The sequence below is a fragment of the Streptomyces nigrescens genome (assembly GCF_027626975.1).
GTDB classification, from domain to species: Bacteria; Actinomycetota; Actinomycetes; order Streptomycetales; family Streptomycetaceae; genus Streptomyces; species Streptomyces nigrescens.
Map to the genome: position 1 here is coordinate 1 of NZ_CP114203.1, position 21,405 is coordinate 21,405.

At 68.8% G+C, this 21,405-nt stretch carries 16 protein-coding genes and 1 pseudogene; 6 read left to right on the forward strand and 11 right to left on the reverse strand.

The genetic code is table 11. The annotated features are described in order from the left end of the window. The first annotated feature begins 511 nt into the window (after positions 1-511). From STRNI_RS00005 to STRNI_RS00015, 3 genes are read left to right on the forward strand one after another with little or no spacing between them, the layout of a single operon-like run. The gene (locus STRNI_RS00005; protein ID WP_277410232.1) at positions 512-826 is read left to right on the forward strand and encodes a hypothetical protein; all 315 of its coding nucleotides are present in this window, start codon (positions 512-514) and stop codon (positions 824-826) included. Continuing rightward, positions 823-1,149 (forward strand): hypothetical protein, encoded by a 327-nt coding sequence (locus STRNI_RS00010; RefSeq protein WP_277410233.1) that lies wholly within the window; start codon positions 823-825, stop codon positions 1,147-1,149. The genes STRNI_RS00005 and STRNI_RS00010 overlap by 4 nt, the downstream gene beginning before the upstream one ends. 37 nt (positions 1,150-1,186) lie before the next feature. After that, positions 1,187-3,847, forward strand: coding sequence for a DEAD/DEAH box helicase (locus STRNI_RS00015; RefSeq protein WP_277410234.1), 2,661 nt, complete (start codon positions 1,187-1,189; stop codon positions 3,845-3,847). 527 nt (positions 3,848-4,374) lie between these two features. On the opposite strand, the gene STRNI_RS00020 is transcribed toward STRNI_RS00015, so the two are convergent. From STRNI_RS00020 to STRNI_RS00035, 4 genes are all read right to left on the reverse strand, one after another. Beyond that, a complete protein-coding gene (locus tag STRNI_RS00020) occupies positions 4,375-4,515 on the reverse strand; it encodes a hypothetical protein (RefSeq protein ID WP_277410235.1) in 141 nt (46 codons plus the stop codon). Between the two features lie 326 nt (positions 4,516-4,841). Continuing rightward, positions 4,842-5,930 carry a site-specific integrase gene (locus STRNI_RS00025; RefSeq protein ID WP_277410236.1) on the reverse strand — a complete coding sequence of 363 codons (1,089 nt, stop codon included), beginning with the start codon at positions 5,928-5,930 and terminating at the stop codon, positions 4,842-4,844. Between the two features lie 1,325 nt (positions 5,931-7,255). After that, complete coding sequence (locus STRNI_RS00030) at positions 7,256-7,597, reverse strand: helix-turn-helix domain-containing protein (protein WP_277410237.1); 342 nt, start codon at positions 7,595-7,597, stop codon at positions 7,256-7,258. Continuing rightward, a complete protein-coding gene (locus STRNI_RS00035; protein WP_338149694.1) occupies positions 7,594-8,718 on the reverse strand; it encodes a tyrosine-type recombinase/integrase in 1,125 nt (374 codons plus the stop codon). The genes STRNI_RS00030 and STRNI_RS00035 overlap by 4 nt, the downstream gene beginning before the upstream one ends. Before the next feature lie 163 nt (positions 8,719-8,881). Here STRNI_RS00035 and STRNI_RS00040 point away from each other — a divergent pair. Beyond that, positions 8,882-10,795: pseudogene (locus STRNI_RS00040) on the forward strand (helicase associated domain-containing protein); the annotation flags it as partial. A 480-nt stretch (positions 10,796-11,275) separates the two neighbouring features. Here STRNI_RS00040 and STRNI_RS00045 read toward each other — a convergent pair. From STRNI_RS00045 to STRNI_RS00055, 3 genes are all read right to left on the reverse strand, one after another. Beyond that, positions 11,276-12,271 (reverse strand): hypothetical protein, encoded by a 996-nt coding sequence (locus tag STRNI_RS00045; RefSeq protein ID WP_277410239.1) that lies wholly within the window; start codon positions 12,269-12,271, stop codon positions 11,276-11,278. A 328-nt stretch (positions 12,272-12,599) separates the two neighbouring features. Beyond that, the gene (locus STRNI_RS00050; RefSeq protein WP_277410240.1) at positions 12,600-12,992 is read right to left on the reverse strand and encodes a hypothetical protein; all 393 of its coding nucleotides are present in this window, start codon (positions 12,990-12,992) and stop codon (positions 12,600-12,602) included. A 145-nt stretch (positions 12,993-13,137) separates the two neighbouring features. Next, a complete protein-coding gene (locus STRNI_RS00055) occupies positions 13,138-13,458 on the reverse strand; it encodes a hypothetical protein (RefSeq protein WP_277410241.1) in 321 nt (106 codons plus the stop codon). Positions 13,459-13,628: 170 nt separating this feature from the next. Here STRNI_RS00055 and STRNI_RS00060 point away from each other — a divergent pair, with 170 nt between their 5' ends. Beyond that, on the forward strand, positions 13,629-14,144 hold the full coding sequence (locus STRNI_RS00060) for a hypothetical protein (RefSeq protein ID WP_277410242.1): 516 nt from the start codon (positions 13,629-13,631) through the stop codon (positions 14,142-14,144). 461 nt (positions 14,145-14,605) lie between these two features. On the opposite strand, the gene STRNI_RS00065 is transcribed toward STRNI_RS00060, so the two are convergent. From STRNI_RS00065 to STRNI_RS00080, 4 genes are all read right to left on the reverse strand, one after another. Further along, positions 14,606-15,214 (reverse strand): hypothetical protein, encoded by a 609-nt coding sequence (locus tag STRNI_RS00065; RefSeq protein WP_277410243.1) that lies wholly within the window; start codon positions 15,212-15,214, stop codon positions 14,606-14,608. Beyond that, complete coding sequence (locus tag STRNI_RS00070; RefSeq protein WP_277410244.1) at positions 15,159-15,422, reverse strand: hypothetical protein; 264 nt, start codon at positions 15,420-15,422, stop codon at positions 15,159-15,161. The genes STRNI_RS00065 and STRNI_RS00070 overlap by 56 nt, the downstream gene beginning before the upstream one ends. Positions 15,423-15,876: 454 nt before the next feature. After that, positions 15,877-19,344 (reverse strand): M48 family metalloprotease, encoded by a 3,468-nt coding sequence (locus STRNI_RS00075; RefSeq protein WP_277410245.1) that lies wholly within the window; start codon positions 19,342-19,344, stop codon positions 15,877-15,879. Beyond that, positions 19,341-19,844 (reverse strand): hypothetical protein, encoded by a 504-nt coding sequence (locus tag STRNI_RS00080; RefSeq protein ID WP_277410246.1) that lies wholly within the window; start codon positions 19,842-19,844, stop codon positions 19,341-19,343. Before STRNI_RS00080 ends, STRNI_RS00075 begins: the two co-directional genes overlap by 4 nt. Before the next feature lie 735 nt (positions 19,845-20,579). Between STRNI_RS00080 and STRNI_RS00085 the strand changes: the two genes are divergently transcribed. After that, entirely contained in the window at positions 20,580-21,182 is a 603-nt protein-coding gene (locus STRNI_RS00085) for a hypothetical protein (protein ID WP_277410247.1), read from the forward strand. Positions 21,183-21,405: the final 223 nt, after the last annotated feature.

Sequence of the window (21,405 nt, forward strand, 5' to 3'; positions counted from 1 at the left end):
CCCGCGGAGCGGGTACCATAGCGCTGCGCGCTATGCAAGCGAACACCCATGCTTCGCATGGGTGTTGCTCCCGCTCCGCGGGAGCGTTCGCGGGATGCTTCGCATCCCGCACAACCGGGCCGCTGCGCGGCCCGGTTGACGTTCCGTCCGCTTCGCTCCCTGAACGGGTCCGGGTTGACCTCCGTGAACGGGGCTTACGCTTCGCTTCAGCCCCTACCGGACGGGCCGCTGTAACTCCCCGCCGAACAGCTCTTCCGGCTCCGCCTCCAGGGCCTTGAAAGCCCGCTGACGCGGGCCGGCTAACTACGGGGGTGGGGGTCGCTCGATCGTGTCGAGTTCCAGTGTAGTGCATGCATCAGAGAGATACAGCATGTAGGGTTGGTGAAAATAAGGCACACCCTCCAACAGCCTGGAACACTCCCTCATCTTTCGATAGGAACGACCGCAGATGAACGGTCACAGTGAATCTACCGGAAAAGCATCCGCGCTGAGCAGCGATTCCGTGCGCCGGGTGACGCAGTACCAGGCGGCGGGCACCAACGCCCGGTTGAAGCTGTTCGTGCTCCTGGAGGCGCAGGGCGTGCCTGCGGCGGAGGCGGATGACCTGGTGGCCGCGCTGGAGGCCGGCGCGGTGACTGGGGCGCAGTGCGAGGTGGTCGAGCTGGACGGCATGGCGCCGGCCTCTTCGGGCCCGGGGTTCGCGGACGGCTGGGATGAGGGCGTGATGGCTGTGAGCGAGGCCCTGGTGGGCATCGCGGACCGGGACTGGTCGCGGCGTGGTGGTCGGTCGGGGCCGCTGAACTGGCCGTACATCTCGCGGATGTGAGGCAGCGTGAGCGGGCCGACCTGGTGCTGCTTGAGGAGTTCGTCCGGGGGACCGTGCTACCGCGCACGCACCCGAACACCACCGAGCGGCGCCGGGTGCTGGAGGCGCTGGGCGAGGCCGGCGGTCTGTGCACGGCACGGACGGTGGAGATGTCCAGCGGGGACGTCATCCTCTGCACGCGAGAGGCCGGGCACTACGACCCGGACGACCTGCCGGGGTGGAAGCGCGGCAGGTCGGACAAGACGCCCGGCAGCTGGCACCTCGCGGACGGGTCGATCTGGAGTGACGCCGGTGCGGCTTGCTATCCGCACGCGGCCGTCTGAACAACCACGGGAATTTAGGCATCGGGGAGGCAAGGAAATGTCAGTGATTCCGCTCAAGGAACACCAGGTAGACCAGAAGTCGAGTTTCCGGAAGTGGGTTGGATTTCCTGCAAGATCTTTTGTGCCTCCGGAGGGAGCGCGTGCCACGGGCGTGTCCGCGACCGGGTCGGGCAAGACGATCACGGCCGCTGCGAGCGCGCTGGACTATTTCCCCGAGAGTCGGATTCTGGTGATGGTGCCCACGCTGGACCTGATCGTGCAGAGCGCGCAGTCCTGGCGCCGGGTGGGACACCGCTCCCCCATGGTCGCGGTGTGCTCGGTGGACAACGACCCGGTGCTGAACGAGCTCGGCGTGCGCACCACCACCAACCCGATCCAGCTTGCCCTGTGGGCCGGCAAGGGGCCGGTCGTCGTGTTCGCCACGTACGCCTCCCTGGTGGACCGTGAGGACCCCACCGACCCCACGGGGCAGCGGAAGGTTCGCGGGCCGCTGGAGACGGCCCTGGCGGGCGGAGAAGGGCTGTACGGACAGTCGATGGCAGGGTTCGACCTCGCCGTCCTGGACGAAGGGCACATGACGGCCGGGGACATCGGCCGGCCCTGGGCAGCGATCCACGACAACAGCCGGATCCCCGTCGACTTCCGCTTCTACCTCACCGCGACCCCGCGCATCCTGGCCGCGCCGCGGCCCCAGCGCGGCCGGGACGGCCAGGAGCTGGTGATCGCCTCGATGGAAGCCGACTCCCGCACCTACGGCACCAGGATCTTCGACCTCGGACTGGCGGAAGCGGTGGAACGCTCGATCCTCGCAGGGTTCGAGCTCGACGTGCTGGAAATCCGCGACCCAGACCCAGTCTTGGGGCTGTCCGAGGACGCGCTGCGCGGGCGGCGCCTCGCGCTGCTGCAGGCCGCGTTGCTGGAGCACGCCGCAGCGAGGAACCTGCATACCGTCATGACTTTCCACCAGCGGGTTGAAGAAGCCCGGGGGTTCGCCGAGCAGATGCCGGCCACCGCCGCCGAGCTGCACACCGCCGAGGCCTCCGAGGCGGCCTTCGCTCATGCGGAGGAGCTGCCGGCGTCCTCCATCGACGCCGAGCTGTACGAGCTGGAGGAAGGCCGCCACGTCCCGCCGCAGAGGGTGTGGGCCGACTGGCTGTGCGGCGACCACCCCGTCGCCCACCGGCGCGAGGTGATCGGACAGTTCGCCAACGGCATCAACGCCACCGGCAAGCGGGTCCACCGCGCGTTCCTCGCCTCCGTGCGCGCCCTGGGCGTCGGGGTCGACATCACCGGGCTGCGCGGCGTGGAGGCGGTGTGCATCGTCGGCTCCCGCACCTCCCAGGTCGACATCGTCCAGAACATCGGCCGGGCACTGCGGCCAAATCCGGACGGCACCGTCAAGACCGCCCGGATCATCATCCCGATCTTCCTTCGGCCCGGCGAAGACCCCAAGGACATGGTGGCCTCCGCCAGCTATCAGCCGCTGGTCGACATCCTCCAAGGCCTGCGCTCACACTCGGAGCGCATGGTCGACCAGCTCGCCTCCCGCGCCCTCACCCGCGGCCAGGAGCGCCGGCGCCTCCATGTCCGGCCGGCTCCCGGCAGCGCGGGGACAGAGGGCGAAGAGGCGGAGGAGACCGAGAGCGAGGGGCAGCGGGAGGTGGACCGCGTCGATGCGGTGGTGGTCAACTTCGCCCAGCCCCGCGACGCCGCCGACATCGCCGCACTGACCCGATGCCGCGTCATCCGACCCCAGTCACTGGTCTGGCTCGAGGGCTACCAAGCCCTACGACGCTGGCGCGCCGAGCACGAGCTCACCGGACTCCACGCCGTCGCGTACGACGTCGAGACCGCGGCCGGCTCGACGGACGCTTTTCCGCTGGGACGGTGGGTGCACCAACAGCGCCGGGCGCTGCGGGCCGGCGAACTCGACCCCCACCGCAAAACCCTCCTCGACGAAGCCGGCATGGTCTGGGAACCCGGCGAAGAAGCCTGGGAGACCAAACTCGCCGCACTCCGCTCCTACCACCGAGCCACCGGACACCTCGCCCCCCGCCAAGACGCCGTCTGGGGCGAAGGCCAGGAGATGGTGCCCATCGGGCAGCACCTGGCCAACCTCCGCCGCAAAGGCGGCCTCGGCAAGAACCCGGAACGGGCCGCTGTGCGCGCGGAGCAGCTGACCGCGATCGACCCGGACTGGAACTGCCCGTGGCCGCTGGACTGGCAACGCCACTACCGGGTGCTCGCCGATCTCGTCGACGCCGACGGCCACCTGCCCCACATCGCACCGGGCGTCGTCTTCGACGGCGACGACCTCGGCACATGGCGGTGGCGCCAACAAGAGCCAGGCACCTGGGCGCAACTGACCACCGAACAACAGGAACGGCTCTCCCGGCTGGGCATCCAGCCCCTTGAGGCGCCGGCTGTAGCCCCGGCAGAGGAGCATGCGGCCAAGGGACAGGGCAAGGCGCGGCAGGCGTTCCAACGCGGCCTCACCGCCCTCGCGCAATGGATCGAGCGGGAAGGAGACCGGCCGGTGCCCCGCGGCCACAGCGAGACGATCGCGGTCGACGGCGGTGAGGCGGAGCCGGTGGTCGTAAAGCTGGGCGTATGGGTCTCCAACACCAAAACGAGACGGGACCGGCTGGCCCCCGAGCAGCGCGCCGCGCTGCGGGAGCTGGGCGTGGAATGGGCGTGAGAATCTGCTGTCGAACCCTGTACGTGGGGAAGGCCCGACGACATCAGTACGCTCCGGACCTTCCGCTGAGCAAGGCATCGTGCAAGCCTCGCAACTCAGGCGTCTGCGGGATCCATGGACATGGCGATGAGTGGGGAAAGGCGGTCCAGGCCGGTTCCGCGTCCGCGGAAGGCGACGTTGCGTACTCCGTTGCGCAGAGCCGCCAGGTGCATAGCCACGTCGATCCCGTTGGCCAGGTCTGATAGCGGCAGCGCGATCGGTACGCAACCATGGTGCGGACTGCGGCCTCGGTGGCGCGCCCCGTCCCAGGTGGCTGAGCAGGCCCCGACCACCACCATGTGCGGGCCGTCGTCAGCGCACGCGGGTCGCCCTCCACGAACAGCAACAGCGGACCGTCGGCCAGCGCGGTCAGGCGAGACGGCAGCCGTGTATACCGCTGAGTGGACGTACGCATACGGCTCGCTAAGGTGGCACGGGCGGAGGGGCACCACAGACACGGCACCCCTCCTGTTCGAGACTTCAAGAGGTCACTTCTTGGCGGAACGCCTCTTAACCGTCTCTACCACGGTGATCGTGGGGTGACGACGCGCATATTCCATCGTCACCATCCGACCCGTCTTGGCGCTCCGGGCTCGCTGCCCGGAGCCGCCGGCGGTCTTTTTGGCCATGAGGTTCACCTCCCTCCCCACGAGACGCAACATGGACAACAAAATTCTACGAGTGGGCACTGACAACCAAGTCGTCAAGTCACTACGCCTGACGTCCCAGCAGCCCCGCTCTACCCACGGTCGGGGTCGCCCTGGCTAACCTTGATGAGCACGTCATAGGGATCTGGGCAGCGTGCTTGACGGGTTACAGCTGCTGCTGTCCAACTCGCCGACTCCCCCGCCGTCTCTGTACATTGGGCAGGCCCGATCGTCTCCACCGGTGTCTGCGGGGTATTCCGAGAGTTGGAATATCTGAGTCCACCATCTGAATGGGATGCCACCGCGAATCAGGGCGGCGTTTGATCTCCGTGGCGAGCTACGTCAGCTGCGTAAGCGGCCCAGTCTCCTGCGGCAATCTGCTGCCAGATGACGACGACGTCGACCTGGATCCCGAGCAGGCGGGCCAGGAACCCTGCTGGAAGCCCGGCTGCCAGGGTGAACAAGGCAGTTGAACGGTCCGGGCGGGGGCGCAGTCCCATTCTCTTCAGCCGCTCGTCGAGGCCGGCGAAGTCGATGTGTTCACCGGGACGGCGCCCAGGAAACAGCCAGGGGCTTGCGTCTGGAGTGTGGGGCTTGGAACGCGTTTTGCGCGTGTCAGCAAGCTCCCGGACGAGACCTGCGAGCGGTTCAGGGAGGGTGACCGGCGTACTCCCGAACAGGATCCGGGTGTGACCACCTTCTAAAACCACGTGATCGATGGTGAGCCGGCAAATGGTTCTGGGGCGCTGGGCGTAGAGAAGGAGCAGAAGTCCGGCGACGCGGTCCGGGGTGGTGAGAGTGGTGTCGTGGAGCAGGCGTCGTACGTCGGTCCAGCGACGTTCGCTGTCGATGCTGTGGGCTGGGCCCATCCAACGGACTGCAGGATAGGTCAGTCCCGTGGCGTGCCCGTGAGAGACCGACCAGCGGACAAAGTGGCTGGTTTCACAGGGGTAGGTGGAGTGGGGAGAGGTGATCCATCGCTCGAGGTCGGGCTGGGTACAGGTAGCGAGGGCGAGGTGTTGTTCTCGGAGCCAGTCCAGGAAATTCACCGCCGCGGTGATGTGGGTACGGACATTGGCGGCCTGAAGCCTCGTGGCGGGTGCGTTGTTCAGACGGTTGCGGAGGCGGCGCAGATGGTGCCAGACGGCGTATCCATGAAGGATTCGGTGTTCAACAGGATCGGTACGGTCCTTCAGGGCCTGGGCGGTCCAACGTTCCAGTCGGGTGAGGTATTCGTCGCGGGCGGGCAGGGCTTGAGTGGCAACGAGGATTCCTCGCAGATGCGAAACCGCTTTGTTGAAGGGCAGTTCGTCCAGGGTTGCGTGAGTCAAGGGGCGCGGGTCGGCGTCGATGGCGCGCAGCAGAGTGATGACCCTCGGCAGTTTCAGCCAGGCCATGGTCGTGTCCGGCCGTCCGTTGTTGAGGAGGGCTTCGTACAGCGGAGTGAGACGTTCAGGGAGGTGCTGGCCGGACCCGCCGAGGTATTCGCGCAGCCGCCGGCCGAGAACGCACCTGGGGCAGGTGCGGGTGGTGAGCTGCCAGGGAGCGTCGCAGGTCTTACAGCGACTCCAGGCAGCCGGGTCCGGGTTGACGCAGCTGGCGCATAGAGGGGCCTCGCGCGTTCCACCCCGTGTAGGTGCGGTGGTCCCGCATCCGCTGCACGTAGCCCAGCGTTTCTCGCATCCGTCGCACCAGGGCTCACCGGTGACGGGTGAGACCCAGCCAGGTCCCGTGCGTCGGCACATGGTGCAGGTCACCTGTTGGCGCGGGCGGCAGCTGACGCACCGCGGCCCATCGGCAAGACGGCTGGCCACTCTGCGGCGGCGGCCGCAGCTACGGCACTCTTCATGATTGGCAGGGTCGTTGACGACGCAGTCTGCACAGACCGGCCCGCCATCAAGATCGCGGGCAGCCGGATCCCGCACAGCACCGCAGAGGGTGCAGGGGACGGCTCTGACCCGCCCGTAACAGGTCCTGCAGATTCGTTGTCCGTCGACCATGGGCCGTAGCCGCACTGTCCGGTGGCAGCGGGGGCAGGACGGTCGGGTGATCCCGGTGGCACCTGCAGCGAGGAGTGCGTCGATGAACCTCAGCGCTGCCTGCGAAGCGAGATGCCCCTGGCCGGTGAGAAGTTCGGGCCGGGCGAGGAACTCTCGGGCCATCCTCTCCTGCTGCAGCACGTAATGGCATGCCTGTTGCGTCGCCCGCTCGACCGTCTGCTCACTCAAACCCGGGCTGTGGCCCCTGACCAGCGCGGCCAGAGCGGGGATGGCTTGCGGGTCGCTATCGGGGCAGCGATGGCACCGTGGTTTCCCCTCCCGGTCCCGGCTGACGGTCTTGCGTGCCTTGCCGCATCCGGCGCAGGGCCTGTGTTCCTCGAAGCACGAGCCACACCCCCAGGTGCCGGCAGCCCAGTACGAAATCTTGCGTTGTTCACGGTCACACCGTGAACAACGCGGTGCAGCGACATTGCCTGCGCCGGCTGCCTGTAAGGCCAAGAGCAGTTCGGCAACAGCTTTCGGAGCCGGTGGACGGCCCGTACGCAGTACCTGCGGATCGGCCTCCAGCGCATCGGCCAGACGGCGCCGTTTAGACCGTTCGGAAGTGATGCTCACGATGACATCGCGCACCTGGTCCGGAGAGAGGTGCTGTTCGATGCGGCAGACGTGGGAGACGATCCGCTGAACTGGATCGGAGGCGTACTCGGCCTCGGATGCGGGGGTCACTCGTCGGCCCTGCTGATACGGGCACGTGTGGGTCTCAGATCACCGACCCCGTGTTCGCCACCGGCCCCACCCGCTGCGGCCCTCTTCCTCTTCGCGGACTCGGCTGCCACGACAGGCTCGATGAGATCGTCCATCGAACAGTCGAGGATGTCGAGCAACGCCATGAGGATCTTCAGGCTCAGCCGCTCCGGTCGCTCCACGGCCAGCCGGTAGACCTGGCTGGTGGACAAGGTGATGCCGCGCGCCGCCAGAGGCGGAATCAGGTCGGTGGTGGAGAACATGCCGCGGTCCGCCATGACGTGCCGAAGGTGCCATCGGTAGTCGAGCTTCGCGTTCATCCGTGCCCGCCTACAGTCGACGGCTCGGCAAAAGCAGGTGCGAGCGCCCGCTGCAGAGCGCTGTTCATGAAGGCATCGCTGACATGGGTATAGGTGGCAAGAGAGCTGTCGCACTCATGACCGACCTGTTGCTGCAGGAACCGCCGGTCGACCCCGTCCTCCGTGAGATGAGTGATGTAGGAGTGGCGCAGCGAGTGCGGAACGAGAGCGCGGGGCAGACCCAGCGCATCGCGGTAGGCGACGAACCGGGCATTGATCTCTGCGGGCTTGACCCGGCCTCCCCGTTCGGTCAGCCACAAGGCAGGGTGCTCCGTACAGCCGAACCTCGGCCGGACGTTCTCGACGTAGTCCCGCACCGCCTCCACCGCCCAGTCCATCACCGCCAGCACGTTCCGGCGCCTCGGCGGCTGTCCCCGCTTGGCCTTTCCGTAGCGCACGTTCAGCATCCCGTAACGGCCGAACTGCGGCGCCTTCGCGTTACGGCCGAAATCGACGAGATCGAGCTTCGACGTTTCCGTGCGCCGCAATCCCCAGCCATAGACAACTTTGAACAAGGTGGCATCCCGGTACGCCACGAGCGCGCCCTTGCGTCGGGCGCGCACCGCACGATCGACCTGCTCATCGGCATAGTCGAGGAACCGCTGCAGCTCCTCGCGGGTGAAGGGCCGGGCTTCCGGATCACCCTCATAGCCGTTCAGATGAGCGATCGTGTTCCACTCGTGGCAAATCGCCACCGGGTGCGTACCGAACTCCGCCTCACACACCTCCGCCCACCCATAGCGTGCATCGGTCACGTACTCGCTGAACAAACGCAGCTCACACTGGTACGCACGCACCGTGGACGGAGCCAGATGTCTCTCCCCCATCAAAGACGCCGACCACTCATACACGTGAGCCGGCGTCCATTCCCAGGGGTACTCGTTCGTGAACTCCAAGAAGCGTTGCACGGTCCGTTCCCTCGCTTCGACCGTGTCCGCTTTCAGCCCACGCGCGGACTGCTGAGCACGCCATCCCCGCAACATCGCCTCCACCATCGCGTCCTGCGGCCGCATCTGCACCACGCCAGCGACCAGCTCCAGATGCGCGGCACCAGCAAGCTCGCTCCCGTGTCGAGAACCCACTCCCAGGACCTCCCGTCTCCCGGGCAAATCCTGCATCAGACGGGATCAATCCTCCAACTGCCCTGATAAAAGGCCGGGTTCGGAGTAGCGTACGAAGGCTTAGCCGCCCCGTAGTGACCTCACGACCTGCGACAACTCACCCACCTAATGCAATACCCAAGGGTCAGGGTTCGAGATTGACGTGCTGGAGATCCGCGATCCGGACCCGGTCCTGGGGCTGTCCGAGGACGCGCTGCGCGGCCGGCGCCTGGCGCTGCTGCAGGCCGCGCTGCTGGAGCACGCCGCGGCCCGGAATCTCCACACTGTCATGACGTTCCACCAGCGGGTGGAAGAGGCCAGGGCGTTCGCGGAGCAGATGCCGGCCACGGCCGCCGAGTTGCACGCCGCCGAGGCGTCCGAGGCGGCCCTGGCCCGTGCGGAGGAGTTGCCGGTCTCCTCCCTCGACGCCGAGCTGTACGAGCTGGAGGAAGGTCGCCACGTCCCGCCGGACCGTGTGTGGGCCGACTGGCTGTGCGGGGACCACCCCGTCGCCCACCGGCGTGAGGTGATCGGTCGGTTCGCCAACGGCATCAACGCGGCGGGCAGGCGGGTGCACCGCGCGTTCCTTGCCTCGGTGCGGGCCCTGGGTGTCGGGGTCGACATCACCGGGCTGCGCGGCGTGGAGGCGGTGTGCATCGTCGGCTCCCGGACCTCGCAGGTCGACATCGTGCAGAACATCGGCAGGGCGTTGCGGCCGAATCCGGATGGCAGTGTGAAGACTGCGCGGATCATCATCCCGATCTTCCTTGAGCCCGGCGAGGACCCCAAGGACATGGTTGCCTCCGCCAGCTACCAGCCGCTGGTCGACATCCTTCAGGGCCTGCGCTCGCACTCGGAGCGCATGGTCGACCAGCTCGCCTCCCGCGCCCTGACCCGCGGTGAGGAGCGCCGGCGTCTCCATGTCCGGCCGGCTCCCGGCGGTGCGGGGACAGGCGGCGAGGAGGCGGAGGAGGGTGAGAGCGAGGGGCAACGGGAGGTGGATCGTGTCGATGCGGTGGTGGTGAACTTCGCCCGGCCCCGCGACGCCGCCGACGTCGCCGCGCTGACCCGGTGCCGTGTCATCCGGCCCGAGTCCCTGGTGTGGCTGGAGGGCTACCAGGCCCTGCGACGCTGGCGCGCCGAGCACGAGATCACCGGCCTGCACGCCGTCGCCTACGACGTCGAGACCACAGCCGGGTCCACCGACGCGTTTCCGCTGGGGCGGTGGGTGCACCAGCAGCGGCGGGCACTGCGGGCTGGTGAACTCGATCCCCACCGCAAGGAGCTGCTCGACGAGGCCGGCATGGTGTGGGAGCCGGGCGAGGAGGCGTGGGAGGCCAAGCTCGCCGCGCTCCGCTCCTACCGGCGCGCCACCGGACACCTCGCCCCCCGACAGGACGCCGTCTGGGGCGAAGGTGAGGCGATGGTGCCCGTCGGGCAGCACATGGCCAACCTCCGCCGCAAGGGAGGCCTCGGGAAGGACGCGGAGCGGGCGGAGGAGCGCGCGCGGCAGCTGGCGGCGATCGACCCGGACTGGAACTGCCCGTGGTCGTTGAACTGGCAGCGTCACTACCGCGTCCTCGCCGACCTCGTCGACGCAGACGGCCACCTCCCCTACATCGCTCCGGGCGTCACCTTCGACGGCGACGACATCGGCACCTGGAGGTGGCGGCAACAAGAGCCGGGCACCTGGGCCCAGCTCTCGCCCGAGCAGCAGAAGCGGCTGTCCGCGCTGGGCGTGCGGGGCACGTCCCGTGCCGTGTCTCCAGCCCCGGCCGAGGTCGCTCCGGCGGCGGGCGGCGCGAAGGGTGCGAGCAGGGCGCAGGCAGCGTTCCAGCGGGGGCTGGCAGCCCTTGCGCAGTGGGTGGAGCGGGAAGGCGACCGACCGGTGCCCCGCGGCCACAGCGAACAGATCACCGTTGCCGGTGAGGGCGGCGGCGCGGCGGAGCCAGCAGTCGTAAAACTGGGCGTATGGGTATCCAACACCAAATCCAGGCGCGGCAAACTCACCCCCGCACAACGCCAGCAACTGGCCGACCTGGGACTGGAGTGGGCGTGACACAGGCCGCGGCGTGATGGCGACGGGTGAGGCGGCGGCGGTTGTCTCGGCTCTGCTGGTCGACCCTGGGGTGCAGCAGGCGCGGGCGCGGATCGAGGCGGCGGAGAGGGAGCTCGGCGCGGCGCTGTGCAGCCGTCTCCAGCCGTTCCAGGACCAGCACGACCAGGCCGTGCACGACGAGGACGCGGCCCGGCTCGCAGGGATCTGTCCGGGCAAGCACGGCCGCTGGGGGCGGATCTGCGTCCTGCCCGACGGGCACGAGGCCTCGATGGAGGAACCGCACTGGGGCCGCAACAGCGAGGGCTGGCCGATCGCGTGGGGGGCAGCGCACCCGGCGGCTGGTGAGCGTCGGGTGAGACCGGCGGACAGGACCCCCGGGGGCGCGCGGCCGGCCCGGGGTCCTTCGCTGTCCGGGGCCAGAGGGGCCGCACCCAGCGGTGCTCTGAGGAGGCGGAACAGACCGGCTTCGAGGAGGAATCCTCACGGGTCTAGCGTCTCGTCTTCGAAGACAGACACTTCCTCATATGGAGTCGGTTCTACCGGTCCCGTCCATGAACGTTCCCCGAACGGCGTCTTCGGGTTCCAGTTCAGCTCGTGTGCTCGCTCCTGCATTCCGCGGATCTCATCAGCCCGAGACGCCCTAAGGCCGGACTCGATGATGAAGTGTCGCGCCCAGTCGTAGTCGTCCGCGCTCAGCGTGCGTACTGAGGGGAGATTTACGAAGCGTTGGCTGCCATCGGCGTAGCCGTAGACCGGCGGTGACATCACCCTGAACCGCGCCAAGCTCGGGTAGTCGATGCCGAGGCTGATCACGCGTAGAGCGTCTTGGGCGTCCATGGCGAATTGGCCCAGCTTCTTCAACTTCGGGTTGATCTGACTGTTGCCGGAACCCGGTATCTGGACCACATCTGACCGATACAGACGCGCACCAAATCTGAAGGGCGACTCCCCAGCAGGTCGATCGCCTGTCGCGTAGTGGTCAAGAAGAGCGTCGAAGGCCAGCACCAGCCCGGCCATGGCCATGGGGTAGTCGCCTGCATCGGCATGCGTCTGAGCCTCACGGACGAGCCGGGCTGTCTCCGGTTGTGTCAGGAGGTCGACCATGTCGACCGCATCGAAGTCGACTTCGAAGACCTTCGGCGTGACTGTGGTGAAAAAGTCGGCAAGGGCCTCACGGGCCTGCTCGATCTGGTGCTCGGAGGGGAATGTGCCGTTGTGCTTCAGTGCCACGCGCACGTCATTCAGCCGTCTCATCTGCTCCTTCTTGGGGAGCTCGAACGGTTTGACTGCCTCCCAGTAGCCCAGGAACTCGGTGTTCCTCTTGAGCTCGACACCCAGCTGCTGTGCGACAAGCCCAATGAAGTTCTCCACGGCGTCGTGGAAGGACGTGATCGCCCGCGAGCGCAGCGGGGTCGGTAGACGACTCTCCTCAACGCCTTCCCGGTACAGATATCGGACGTATGCCAGGCGCTGCATGGTCAGTGGATCGGGGGAGGGCGGCATGGGAGCTCCAGGATTTAACGGGAGGGGTGATCTCGCTGCTGGTTGCGTGCCTCGGCTCCCGCGCGCGGGAGCCCGTGGATCTCAAGAAAGTACTCGTCCGTGCTGACAGTCGGTTCTCCATTTCCGAAGGGAAGGCCTGCCATCGGCACCGGCCCGCCTGGACAGAAACTCCGCTCTGGGCCCGGTGGATGGCGTGTCCTGCGGGGGTGGGGCTCGATGCGGGCGGGGCTTTCGACGGTCTTCCTCCCCCTCACCGGACTGCTGCCGACGCTGCGCAGCCAGCGCTGGGGCGTTCGCGCCCCTACGCGCTGACGTGCCCGCCAGCCACTGGGGTGGACTGGGCTACGGCGGCCCACGGCGAGGACTCGGCGGCGGACTCCAGCTCCGGCTCGTCGACCGTCGGCGCGGCCTCAACAGCCGCGAGTACAGTCTCCGCCTCTGCCAGTGCAGCCTCCTCCGTGGCCAGCGCGGCCTCGGAGGTCACGGCCGTGGCCTGGGAAGCGGCGACGGCGCGGCGGTCACGGTAGACCTTCCAAACCTTCCACCCAGCCACCGGCACGCCGACGGCAAGGGCACCGAGAGTGAAGGCTCGCTGCTGGCCTAGCCTCCGCCCGATCTGGATGTAGGCCGCCCGCAGAGCATCAGGGCCTCCGAGCTTGCGTGCCTCCGCACTGAGTTCCGAGTAGTCCCACACCGGGCTCCCCCAAATCTTTCGCTGCTGTCCAGTAACGGCCTGATCATCCCAGGGTCGAGCTGACGCGGGGACGGATCAGGACAACCGGCCTACCAAGCCCTGAATCTGAGGGCGGAGCGTTGTCGACGAAGGTGCGATCGGGCTCTCACCGGCGGACGGTCTCCGGCTCAGAAGCGACGTCGTCGTCGCCAGCGGGGCCGCAGTCCCACTCAGCGACCAAGGTGCCGATCTCCAGGAAGCGGGCGATGGCGCTCTGGTCGACGGTGCCGTCGGCGTCGGTGAACCAGATCTCCGGCGGCGGCCCGTACGCCTCTTCGTAGGCGGTGACCCAGGCGATCGGGCCGTGGCCGTTGTTGGCGACGTGACGGATGGGCGCAGCGCCGGGGGCCTCTTGCCGTTCGACGGCTGGTTGACGTGAGGCGGTCTTGTGCCGCCGCTCGCGCCTGGCTGAGGCTTGGCTGATCACACACCAAGGGGGGTGCCTCGATGGGACGGTTCAAGCCCAAGAAGCAGCAGAGCAACCAGCCGCCGCGTCAGCGGTTCCACATCGACGACCGGGCCGTCAGCCAGGCGGAGATCCTGGCGGCCGGGGAGTAGCTGAGCGACAACGTCGACGACCACGGCCGGCTGCTCTACATGAACTCCCCCGTGCTCGGGCTGGGACAGGTAGCCACCGGGATCGACCCGGACACCGGCACCCTGCAGACCACCGACGGTGAGGACCCGATGCCGGTGGCCCTCTTCGAGCCCGAGCGCGCGATGATGTCCCGGCTCCCGGGCGGCGCGCCCACCGAGATCCAGGTCGAGGGCTCCATCGCATCCGGGATGCGGCGCTTCCCCCGCGGCGTCGCCGATCTGCGGACCATCCCCGGCTGGGCCCTGCACCGGCTGGCCGACGACCGGATCGAGCTGCGCTCCCCCGACGGCGGCGTCTACTCCCGCATCACCGTCGCGGCCTCGCCCGACTGGTACTCCGCCGCCCTGCACCACGGGTACGCGGTGTGCTTCTACGGCCCGCAGCTCGGCGTGCGCACCCCGCCGGAGAGCACGCCGGAGCAGTGCACCGATGCCAAGCGGCTGGAAGAGTTCCGCACCGCCCGCGGCCGCGGCCTGGTCGCCGACGGCATCATCGCCTACCGCAACAACCGCTGACCGCTCCGGACGGTCGAGGAGGAGATCGCATGCCTACAGGAGTGGCCGTCGTCTGCGACACGGACGACTGCCTCGCCGTCTATCTGGCGGTGGAGACCGGCAACAACGGTGACGAGCGCTCAGCGGACGACGTCTCCCAGCTGGCGCGTAAAACGGCTGAGGGCGACGGCTGTGCTCAGCTTCGGCTTCGGCCAGCCAGTGATGACGTGCCCGGGAGGCGCGGACGGCCGCGGCCCGGTCCGCGAGCGCGGCACCTGCCGGCGGTGCATGGGCCGCACCGATGCGGCGTCCAGGTGCGAGTACTGCCTGCACTCCGAGCCGCCGGGCGACGACGGCTGACGGCCACGCGGTCCGTTACGCCGGAGTGGGGCCGTCGTTGACCCGTACGACTCCATAAGGCCGGGCCCCGGGGACGCATGACTGCCCCCGGGGCCCGTGGTGTTGCTGGAAGAGCTATTGCATCAGCGCGGCGAGGGCCTGGTCGGCCATCTGTACGCCCATCGTGGCCGCGATGGTGGTACCGGCCTCCAGGAGCTTGCCTTGAGCTGGTTGGCGAACTGGCGCAGGCGGCCTAGCTCAGGGTTCTCGGAGGTCGCCTCGGTGTGGAGGTCCTGGGCGGCGCGCTCCAGCTCAACGCGGTCCGTCTCGAACATGCCCAGGGTGGTGCTGACCTGGCCGATGTACCCGGCGAGCTGGGCGAACAGCGTCGGGTCGACGCCGTCGGTGTTGTTCTGGGTGAAGTGCTGCTGCTCGCCGATGATGACGCCCTTGGCGTTCGGCAGATAGTTGTTGTACGTGGTGCCGGGGCGGGGCTGGTTGATGTGGTCCTGCACACTTCCTCCTGCCAGGGCGCAACTGACGCCCTGGGATGTGATGGCGACCGTGGCGGGTTCAGTGTCGAGGTGCTCGATCAGCTGGTGCTGGGACAGGTGGGCGAGCGCTTCGTGCATCTCGGTACCGGTGATCTCGGATCCCGCGAAGTAGGCGGCGGGCGTGACGAGGAACAGCACCGGGTTAATGGGCTTCTGGTCGCCGGCGGTGTCGAACAGCCACCGCTGGAAGGCGTCCATGGTGTAGCGAAGGCGGGCGGCGGGCGGCGCGGTCCAGGCGCAGCTTCTTCAGGCGGTGGATCGCGGCGCGGCCCGCGTCGGTGAGGTAAACGTCGGGAGTGCCGCCGAAGGTGCGCGCAACACGAACCAGGTCGCGCTGTTCCAGCTCGAAGTCGAGCACAGAGGCGTCCTCGCCGTGCAGCTGCTGTTCTTCGACGAACTGGGTCACGTCGACGTAATGCGAGGGTTTGCTGTGCCTGCTCGTCCAGCCACAGCAGGAGTCGCGCCAGGATCGGCTCGACTTCGGCAGTGCCACGGCCGGGCAGCGAGCTTCCTGACGTCCCTGTCTGGATCGGCACACGGATCGGATTTCTCCGTGCCGCGCGCTCATAGCCCTTAGCGATCTCCTTGAGGTGCTTCTCGATCGCGCGCTGATTGATGGAGTTGCGGGCCATGTTGCCCTCCTGTCGCAGATGCCTCGGTGCCAAGGGTACGGAGGGGGTACGACAACGGGCTGTTCGTTTCGGAGGCGTCCAAGGGAGTGCCCGCCTTACCAGCCGGGCGCCCCCTTGGTCAGTCGATCGGGACTACGGCCCGTCTTCAAAGTGATCTCGCCCAGAGAGGCAGGCAGGTCGAGTGTCGGCACGCCCACCCCGCGGCGAGAGCGGCTCGCTCAACCACGCCTAATGTTTCCTCACGTGCTCATCTCCGGGCAGGGATGTCCAGGTCATGCGCCGGAGGAAGGGCGCCAGCAGGCGGTAGAAGGTGCCAGTGTGGCTGAGCTGCTGGACGATATCGGCCATGGCCGTGTCGAAGGCGTCCGTATCGAGACGGTCGATGCTTCGCCGGCAGAGGGTTCCGCCGTCCCGGGCTGACCGGGCTGCCTGTCGCCAGGCGTTCGCCAACGCAGGATTCGGAGCGGGACGGGCGGATTGCGCACGGAGGGCGTTCGTGGCCCACCGCTCGCAGGCGCGACCCAGTGCCTTCAGGGAGGCTGAATCGACCCGCCGGCTGAACTCCCGCATGCTGGTGACCACGCCCTCGCGGCTGGTGTCCAGGGAATGTGTCAGCGGGCTGCCGACGTTTACCCACCACACCGCGACGTCGATGTCGTTGGGGCGGGGGCCGACGGCGGCGAGCGTAGGAGGGGGAGCCACTGGGGCCGACGCAGGTGAATCGGAGGCCGGGGGCAGTCCGCCGAGGGCCGTCAACGAGACCGCGCAGACCACCCCGATCACCGTGCGGTGCTGCCACAACGGGCGGGGGAACGGGTAGGGAGCCTGCCTCCCCGTGCGCCGCTGTCGCCACCAGACCAGGCAGGGGCGCAGCAGGGCGACGAGCGCCAGTGCCCAGGTGACCAGCGCTGCGACGGTGGGGAGCAGGACCGAGCTGGTGAGGAACCAGCTGGTGCCGGGCCGCCATCGGCAGGTGCGGGTGAGGGTGCTGGGATTGCCGGAGCAGCCGTCCGCTGCCTGGAGCACGAAGGCCGCGGCGAGGCCGAGCAGCAGCCCACCGGCGGCAACGGCTAGGGCGGCTGCCGGGCGGTATCGGCGGGCGGCCGCCCACCACACCAGGAGGAAGGTCACCAGCAGCCCGAGCGCGACGGCTTCCTGGGTGTGCTGGATCCAAGGGAAAGGCAGGTGGTCGGGGCGAGTGGCATGCAGTACGCCGCGTGCGGCCAGCACACCCAGCAGGCACAGCAAGCCACTCCCGAGGAGGTGAGCGGCAGCGCGGCCGACTGTTCGAGTTGGTGGGGGAAGGGCGGGTGACGGAGTGGGGAAGTGGCAAGCGGCGGCAGGCGGATTGGGGAGGTGGGGACTGGCAGTCGGCGGCCTTTCCGATGCCTTCCTCCGGGCTCGCCACGGCTCCAGCCACCGCTGCCACAGTCCCGCACCGGCCAACGCTGCGAACAGTGCAGGATAGAAACCGATGCCCAGAACGAGTGCGGTGATCGAGTGGATCAGCCCCCACAACGGGGCCGTCACCCATCCGCAGTTCTCGACGAACAGTGACCGCTGCCGTACGCACCCGTCGGTGCCGAGCAGCACGATCGCGCCGCACATTCCGACGAGAATGGTGATCCCTGCGGCTACCAGTGCGACGGGCAGACGGTGCGCGGGTGCGCGCCGGTACACCAGGGCGGCAGTCAACGCGGCGATGGTGCTTATGGCGAAGGCCGTCAGCAGGGCGACGACCATGATCCAGGTTGCCCCGCCCGACCGCGGATGGCCCGGGTGCAGCCACCAGGCCAAGGCGGTCAGTGAGCACACGGCGAGCGCCCCGCCCACCATGCCTTGAGACAACACCCATCGCAGGGGCGGGATTTCGGGGGCGGTCCGCCAGGAGCCCACCGCCCCGCCCAGGGCCGAACGTACCCAGGCCGGCACGCCGGTGACTGGGCGGCGGGCCCAGGCAAGCAGGGGGTACAGCCACAGCACGGCGCCTCCGAGCGCCGTCAGGGGCGCGCTGACGACGAACTGGAGGGCGACGCCGAGGACCGGGAAGATCGCTTGGAGCTGCCCGGCGCCGAGGCTGTCCGGGGTGGTGCCCAGTACTTGCTCCATACGTGCGGCGTCGCCGGGTGAGGCCAGGTCGAGCAGGTAGAGCGAACCGACCCGGTCCCACAGCGTGAACCAGGCACCGAAGACCAGCAGTAACGCGGCGAGCCCGCCCAGCAGCGTCCACCGCGGGCTCCGGCCCCGGCAGCGGACCAGCCACAGCTCGGCGCATCGGGTCGCCCACCAACACAGTACGGCGCCCGCTATGACCAGCAGCAACAGCAGCCAGGGCTGGGGTGGCAGCCATCCGTTCGCCGACGAACGGAAGGTCAGCAACTCGCCCGCCATTAGCCCCGCGCCCAGCCAACAGCCGGCGACCAGTCCCGATGGACCGGGCCGACCGGTCAGCACGGCGTGCGTCACCGCCCGCCAGAGGGCGACGCCGGTGATACCAGTGATAGCGGCCGCGACGAGCCAGGCAGGGGCGGAGCGCCACGTGTACGGCCCCGGCGTGTCGTTGCTCAGTGGATACAGCGCCGTCACGACTTCCATCGCGGCCAGCGCGTTGAGGAACAGCATGACGGGCTGGGCGCCGAACAACGGGGCGGGGTCGTGCAGAGCGCTCGCGCGCTGGGCCCAGCTCGGATGGGTGCGCCACAGCGACACCGCGCTCTGCAGCACGGTGGGCAGGCCCCGTGCCGGCCGGCCCTCGGCTCCGGGGTGTGGCAGCTCCCCTCCCCACCGAGCCGCGTCGAGATCGGCATACAGCTCACGGGTCCGTAGCACATCGGCTCGCGCGAGCAGGACGAGCGCAAAGAGGACGGCCGGCCGCACCAGACCGCGCACCCCCACGTCCCACTGCTGCTGCCAGAGCGTCACCGCGCTGGCCGGGTTGCCCAGCAGTTCGGCCGGAACCAGGCACAGCAGGGTATACGGCAGCAGTACCAGCACCGCGAAGGCGCGCCACAGCGCCTCGGTGGCATAGGCGATGTCCACGTCACGGTTGCGGACGTGCGCCAACTCGTGGAGCACCACAGTGCGGAAGAGGGCAGGGTTCTGCTGGCGGAGAGCGACGAGTCCGGCGTTCAGACAGACAGTTGACCGGCCCCAGCGTCCGAATGCGACCCCGCTAGCCGTGACAGCCGCGGGTCGGATCACGAAGGTCACCCGTCCAACCAGTCCCGCGCGCTGCGTCAACGCGACCAAGTCACCGGCTAGTTCGCTGCCGCCTCGGACCGGGACGAGCCGACCGCGTCGGATCTTCCAGGCGGGTGTCCACCAGTGGAAGAGCAGCGCCACCGCGAATACCAGGACGGTGCCGCCGAACACCCAGGGCCAAGGCGAGGTGGAGAACTGCTGGACACAGGCGCTGTACGCATGCCAGCGGGCCTCGTTCGTCACGATACGGATGGAGGCGAAGTGGCCCCAGGGAGGATTCTCGCCTACGGCGTACAGGCAGGTGTACCTGGCGTCTGGCACGCCGTGCACGGGGGGCTGGGGCGCCGCCAGCCAGAGGAGCTGGACGCTGCTAGTCGCCACCAGCAGGGCAAGCAGGCCGAAGCGGAGTGTGGTGCCCGATACGAGCACCCGCCGATCGGGACCGGCGACGGCGTGGCCACCGACCACGGAACTGGCGTCGGCGGCGCTGCTCATTGCGCCGGACCCGGTTGCTGCGGATCCCCGCCCTCCCGGTTGCTGCGCAATTCGTCCATCGCTAGGCGCACCGCAACGGCATCGGCGACCGCCACCGCCCGGGCCCGGTTCACCCCCGCGGCCAGGCACCGCTCACGGACTGCGTGCCGGATTTCCTCGATGCGCTCTGGTGGCATCGGCGGGAGCGTCAACCGATCGGCGCCCGCCAGGTCGGCACGCCGCCGACGCAGTCGGGCCCGCAGTCGTTCCACGGCACCGTCGACGGCCAGTCCCACGGCGTGGCGACCGGCCTCAGACAGCACCGTCCACAGCACGGGAGTGACTAGCGCGACCGCTTCAGTGAGGCCGAACCCGAGCCGTTCACGAGCCCGGCTGCGGGACGTCAGGGCGCGCTCCGCCTGGACGTCGTCGAGTTCGGTCAGACCGTCGAGCAGCGGCAGTTCCTCGGGCGCCGCGAGCTCAACGGCGTACCTGACAACGTCGCGTAATGCCGTCGGCACAGCATCGCCCCCTCCGAACTGCCGTTCGTTCCCGGTGCGTTGCCCGTCATGGGCCGGTCCCATAGTAGCGGCCGGGGCAGGTGTGGAGGGCGACGCACGGGCTACTTTGCATCATGTGGTGGGCCCCTTGGTCGTGCCGCCGTACAGGCACAGCCGCACCGGCAATGCGGATGGCCACCAGACGCCCGGCGAGGGCCGCGCGTGCCGCCTGCGCGGCGGAGGACCCCGGTACCACCCGGTACCCCTGCCGCGGTGCCGCTGGGTAGGGGTCGCGCCGCCTGCTGCTCCGATTCTGACGGCACCGCCCGAGCGCGTCCGATAAATCACCGAACCCGTCGGGTTCGTCCAGGCCGCCCGTCGACCTGCCCGGGGAGACGGCGCAGGGACTGGCCCTGCGCCGCGGCCGTGCTTGCCCGGATCTGGCCGGCCAAGCACGGCCGCTGGGGGCAAATCTGTGTCCTGGATGGCGGTCACGAGGTCCACAACAGCGAGGAGCAGCCGATCGCGTGGGTGGGAAGCGCCCCCGACGACTGGTGAGTGTCTCCAAGGAGGCGGGTCAGGGCGGTCACCGCGTGGTGCGACCGCAACCTCGAGCGGCGACGGTGTCGCAGGCGAGCTTCGGCCCACCGGACGGGGCGGCGCCCAGTACGCTCTGGGCTCGCTTCCGCCAGTCGTAAAGTGACGGCACGCCACGGCGGGACCGCCGGCCGGGACATGGGGGAAGGGAAGCCATTCATGAGGACGATCGTGCCGCTTGTCGCACTGTGGGCGGTCACGGCCGCGGTCACCCGGTGGTGCTGGAAGACGTGGCGCCGGGGCAACGACGGTCTGTGGGCCGCCCGATGGGGCTCCCTGGGCTGGACCCTGCTGATCGGGGACCTCGCCGTTATGACGACGCTCGCAGCCCTGAACGTCGTCCAGCTGCTCACCGAAACCTTCGCCGTGGTCCTGCTTGTGGTGGCTGCCGCGTGCGCGGTGGCCAAACCCGTCGCCACCCGCAGGGCCGACACCGCCACCCGAGTCCTGCGCAGCGGGCTCGGGCTCCCCCTCGCCCGCCCCCTGTGGCGCCCCATCGCAGTGGGCGCCTGCTGGATGGGCGGCACCGCCGTGTCCATGGCGGCATGGCTGCTCATCGATGCGACCCGGCCCGTGGCCGGCGGACCGGCAGACTCACCGCTCCCCCACGGATACATGACCACCGGCATCGTCCTGGCCGTCCTCGGCCTGGCCCACTGCGCCATCCAGGAAGAACGGATCCGTCGCGAGCAGCGGCACGTACGCACCGCCGAGCAGCAATACCTCACCGAAAGCCCGGCCCCGGAAGCAGACCCCGGCTAACCGCCCAGAGTGTCGCCGGCCGCACCCGCCTGTGCCGTCACTGCGGGCGGCCGGAGAGGCTTTGGCCTGCGCAGGTTTCAGAAATCAGAACTCATTCGAGGCACATCTGCCTCTCCTGGTATCGCGCACCACCGGCCGCCTCCGTGGGGATTGACGCCGATCGCGGCCCGGTGGAGGGTGAACAGGCACGATGACCGACTACCAGCAGACCGCCCGTGTGCGG